Consider the following 5,923-nt stretch of genomic DNA (forward strand, 5'->3'; position numbering starts at 1 on the left):
ATATTGATTATTATAATAATCAGAGAATTAAAATAAAATTAAAAGGATTAACTCCTGCAGAATACAGGAATCAATCCTTAAATTAAATATTAAATTTCATGTCCAAGAAAATGGGTTCACTACAAAAAAGGTCTTTTTTTTATGTAAAAAAAAAGAAAATTATGATATAATTATTTAATATATTTAACTTATTTAATATAAATTTTTTAGGGGGACAGAAAATTATGTTTAAAAAGTACTGTTTAATACTAGCCTTAACCATAATAGGTACACAAATAAATGCAGTTGAAGAGAGCCAAGTTGAATTAGATCTTAATGATAACTCTGTCTATTCTAAAAAAGGTGTGGATATTAAATTTGAAAATAATAAAATTAAGGCTTTTAATTTAAGACAAGATACAGAAAATAATAAATTAATAATAAAAGATAAAATTGTAATGGATTCCTATAATCTTTCAGGAGATATGAGAGTTGAAGGAACCAGTGGAGAAGTTTCTTTAGATGGAAAGACAGCAAAATTTGATAAAAATTTTACTTGGATGGAAGTTGGAAAGGTAACAGGAGCTGAAAAACCAAATGATAGAATATATTTTGGTAGTGAAAATGCAAACTATTCAGATAAAAAATTACAATTGAAACAAGCTTGGTTAACCACTGATCCAAAGGCAGATATAGATAAAAATAATAATGATCTAGGTTATTATTTAAATGCAGAAAGTATTTTTATAGAGCCAAATAAACAAGTAACCTTAAAAAATGTAGATTTATTTGTTAAAAATAAAGATATAATTCCATTTAATATACCTTGGTATAGATTTAATATAAGAAATGGTTCTAAAGTTCCACTATTCCCAGAGTGGGGAACAGATGATGACTATGGATGGACAATTACCCAAGGGATAATCTATGAAAGTAAAGATGGAAAGTATCAAGGCGGATTTGCTCCAAAATTTGCAGATGAAATGGGATTATTAATTGGAAGAATGGAAAATTGGTATACCTTTGATACCATTGGGCAATCTAAATTAAATGTGGACAATGCTTTAATATGGAAAAAAGATCACGATGACACAGATGAAAGTTATGATGATAGATGGAATGTTAACTATACCCATGATTATTCTGGAGACAATGGATATTTTAATTTTGGATTTCAAAGTATAACCTATAATGAAAACTCATCACTAAATGATATAATAGATGATTTGGAAGATGATGGAATAATAAGTGATACTAATATGGGAAGTGTTTCAAATTATTATACTTTATCAAGTGAATTAAATAAATTAGGTGCCAATCAAGATATAAGCATAAGTGCTAAAGTTAAGTTGACAGATGATGTGGAAGCTTATCATTATACAGTTTATGATGCAGTTGATGATATGAGTTATGGAACGCAAACAGATCATGACTTATATTCAGATATAAAAATAACAAAGGACAATGAAAAATATACAATGTCATCATATTATAAATATTTAGATGATGTTGATCCTGGAAGTAACAAGGAAGATTTACAATCAGAAGCAGAGGATTATGGTTTTTTATTTAAGGATAAAGAAAATAACATAAAAATACAATATGACTATGCAAATGGGGATAAATATAGACTTTTAAAATCTTGGGAAAGAAACCCAAATTTAAGTACCTTATCCACAACAGATGAATATGGATTAACCTTTGATTATACACCGTGGGCAGTATCAAAATATTCTAAGGATGATAGCAAAAAATTTATTGCTGAATTTGGAGAATATGATTTAACGGAAAATACTCAAGTTAAAACAGGTTACACCTATAACTATATTAACCAAGAGTTGGATCAAACTAATGATGCACTTAGGGAAAATGCTTTTTCAAGTAGCAGTAGATTAAGTGAATATAATAAAAGTGAAAACATTTTGGAAAATACACAAAAAGAAAATAGAGGTTATGCAACTTTCTATACAGATCTAGTTAACATGACTGTTGCTGGAGGAACTTCTAAAGAAACAGTTAAAACAAGAGAAGGAATGTATGATGGAAGCACGGAAACCTATACAAATAAATCTAACTTCTATGAATTTGGATTAGATAAAAATAAAGTTTCTTTGGGAAATTTAGGAGAAATTGATATTTATGGAAACATTAGACAAGATCAATATGATAGCTTAAAAGGTTTTGATGATGATAAAGTAAATAGATATAAGACAGGTTTAACTCATAGAATAAATTTAGATAATAACTTGAACAATGAATTTAAAATTTCAATGGTTGACTATAGTTATTCAGGAGCTGACAGCAACAAAACTAACAGACTTATTAGCAAAACAAATGAAATTAAGTATGAAGATAATCTAAAATTAAATTTTGGAAATGACAAAGTTATTGATTATAAAGTTTCATATACAGATAAGGATAAGGCTAGAGATAAGAACAAAGATGGAAGAATATTTAATAATGAATTAACCTTCTTAAATAACGGAGAAAAAATAGTATCAGGATACTATAATTTAAATAAAAGATATTCCAATGAAGATATAACAGGGGATAACTATAATGATTTAAATTTAGAAAATTATGGGGTTAATTTATTTGCTGGGAAAAATGAATGGTATTATAAAAATGAAAATGAAGAGTCCTATGCACATAACGCAGAAATACTAAAAAATAGTACTTCAACAACACCTTATACTGGAGAGTATAGTGAAGATGCAAGTGCTAATATTTATGGTTATACTCGTAAATATGAAAACAGTAAGTTAAACTTTGAATATGTAGATTCTAAAGATAGTGCAGATTTTGAAGGAAAAAATTTACTAGATATAAACAATAGAATTTATTCAACAACTTACACTAGAGGAAATGAAATAGAACATTCATATAAAATTTCATATGAAGATTATGATGAAGATTATAGAGATTATGATGAAACAGATTATAATAACGATTATACAACAGATGTAATTTCATTTAAGTATACCTTTAAAGATAAGAGGGTATCTGATTCTGATTTAAGAAGATATGCAACTAAAGAGTTTAATAAAAATGAAGAGGATGTTACCTCTGAAGATTTAACTAGAATAAAAGAAATTATTGATGGAAGATCAAGTACATCCTTTGATTTAAGTAGTTCTATGGATAGTAAAATTAACTATAATGGAGATATTAGAGAAAGCTTTAGTTTTGCACTTTCTGTTGAAAGAAATCAAGAAAGATATGACGAAACGCATAATTACTTTGACTCTCTTCAAGATGTTGGAGTTGGAATTTATTATTCAAAAAATGGAACAGGATTTGGATATAGTTATTCTGAAGAAGCTTCTGGTAGTGGTTCTTCATGGGAATCATCAGAAAAAGAGCATAAACTTAGTTACTACACGAAAATAGGAAAACCTAGTGAAGGTTGGAATTTAAAAACATACATTGAGTTTGATGATGTGGATAGTTCAAATGAAAGCTATATTGATGAAGCTGGAATTAGAATAGGAAAAGAAATGGGATATTATGAGTGGGCAGTTGCTTATAATAGAGAATATAGTACGTCAACAAATGACTATGAATGGAAAGTTGCCTTACAATTTACATTGTTAACTTTCCCAAATAATACTATATTTGGATTTGGTGCAAATAAAGATAGTGACTCATCAAGTGTTTCACCAAAGACATACTTATTTAATGGAATAAACATTGATGATTAATAATAGGAGATGAATTATGAAAGTAGAATTAATGGACGGAAGTATAAAAGAATTTGATGGAGCACAAAATATGTTTGTAGTTGCTAAATCAATTAGCAACTCACTTGTAAAAAAATCAGTTGCAGCAAAAATTGATGGGGAAATGAAAGATATGTCTTACATTTTAGACCATGATGCAAAGGTTGAATTTATAACTATAGATGATGAAGAAGGGGAAAAAGTAATAAGACATTCAGCTGCTCATATGATGGCACAAGCAGTTATTAGATTATTTCCTGGAACAAAGGTTGCAATAGGTCCAGCAATAGAAAATGGATTCTATTATGATTTTGATTCTGAAGAACAATTTACTCCAGAAGATTTAGTTAAAATAGAAGCTGAAATGAAGAAAATAGCTAAGGAAGATATTAAAATAGAAAGAATTGAAATGTCTAGAGATGAAGCAATTAAACATTTTGAAGAATTAGGTGAAGATTATAAAGTTGAGATTATTAAAGAAATAGCTAAGGGAGAAATGCTTTCTTTCTATAAACAAGGTAAATTTATGGATTTATGTAGAGGGCCTCATGTACCATCTACTTCTTACATTAAAGCCTTTAAATTAAAATCAATTGCAGGAGCTTATTGGAGAGGAGACTCTAACAATAAAATGCTTCAAAGAATTTATGGATTAGCTTTTGGAAGCAAAGAAAGATTAAAAGATTATTTGAAATTTTTAGAAGAAGCAGAAAAAAGAGATCATAGAAGACTAGGAAAAGAATTAGAATTATTCTTCATGAGTGAATATGGACCAGGATTCCCTATATTTATGCCAAAGGGTATGTGTTTAAAAAATACTTTAATTGATTTATGGAGAAAAGAACATAGAAAAGCAGGATATGTTGAAGTACAAACTCCAACTATCTTAAATAGAGAATTATGGGAAACTTCAGGACACTGGTTTAATTATAAAGAAAATATGTATACAACTTCTATAGATGAAACTGATTTTGCAATAAAACCAATGAACTGTCCAGGTGGAGTTTTAGTTTATAAAAATAAAATCCATTCTTATAAAGATTTACCAGAAAGAGTTGGGGAATTAGGACATGTTCATAGACATGAATTTTCAGGAGCATTACATGGACTTATGAGAGTAAGAGCCTTTACTCAAGATGATGCTCATATTTACATGACTCCAGATCAAATTCAAGATGAAATTATAGGAGTAACTGAATTAATAGATAAATTCTATAAGGGAATATTTGGTTTTGAATATGAAATAGAATTATCAACTAAACCAGAAAAAGCAATAGGAGCTCAAGAAATTTGGGACAAAGCAGAAGCAGCTTTAGAAGGTGCTTTAAAGAAAATGGGAAGAAAATATAAAATAAATCCAGGGGATGGAGCTTTTTATGGTCCAAAACTTGACTTTAAAATAAAAGATGCTATTGGAAGAACTTGGCAATGTGGAACTATCCAACTTGACTTTAATTTACCAGAAAGATTTGATATGACTTATATTGGTGAAGATGGAGAAAAACATAGACCAGTAATGATTCACAGAGTTATTTATGGATCAATGGAAAGATTCATGGGAATATTAATAGAACATTATGCAGGAGCTTTCCCTATGTGGTTAGCACCAACTCAAGTTAAAATTTTAACTTTAAATGATGAAGTAACTCCTTATGCTAAAGAAGTTATGAAAAAATTAGCAGATAGAGATATTAGAGTTGAATTAGATGATAGAACAGAATCTATTGGATATAAAATAAGAGAAGCTAATGGAAAATATAAAATACCTATGCAAATTATCATAGGAAAATCAGAAGCTGAAGGTCATAGTGTAAATATAAGAAAATTCGGGGAAAAAGATCAAAAATCTATGGGACTTGATGAATTCTTAGATTATGCAGTGGAAGAAGCTAAAATAAAAATTAAAGAATAATTACTACTAAAAATCTGGAGGAAAACATGTTTAATATAAGGACAAGGACAATTAAAATAAAATTTAATAATAGGCCAACCTTATATTTAATAAATAGATTATTTTGATTTTCTTTAGATGGAGAAATTGTTTAAAATTATTATATTATTTATGTTAAATAAACGTCTGGCAAAAGCCAGACGTTTTTTATAGGTTCTTTGTCAACTGGTGTTGGTGGAGAAAAATAAAAAAATAAATAATGTTTTTGTTCCTTCAGCTTTATGCTGAAGGAATTTTTATTTTTGTTAAATTGCTATAAATTAAAATTCTATTT

General features: G+C 28.0%; 3 protein-coding genes. All 3 read left to right on the top strand.

What is annotated here, in order from left to right:
- Positions 1–2: 2 nt before the first annotated feature.
- Positions 3–86, top strand: coding sequence for an IS3 family transposase (locus GIL12_RS09720; protein WP_370456718.1), 84 nt, complete (start codon positions 3–5; stop codon positions 84–86).
- 138 nt (positions 87–224) lie between these two features.
- A complete protein-coding gene (locus GIL12_RS09725) occupies positions 225–3,680 on the top strand; it encodes a hypothetical protein (RefSeq protein ID WP_163470279.1) in 3,456 nt (1,151 codons plus the stop codon).
- Between the two features lie 16 nt (positions 3,681–3,696).
- On the top strand, positions 3,697–5,610 hold the full coding sequence (gene thrS / locus GIL12_RS09730) for a threonine--tRNA ligase (protein WP_163470280.1): 1,914 nt from the start codon (positions 3,697–3,699) through the stop codon (positions 5,608–5,610).
- The last annotated feature ends 313 nt before the right edge of the window (positions 5,611–5,923 follow it).

The sequence above is a fragment of the Fusobacterium sp. IOR10 genome, assembly GCF_010367435.1.
GTDB lineage: Bacteria > Fusobacteriota > Fusobacteriia > Fusobacteriales > Fusobacteriaceae > Fusobacterium_B.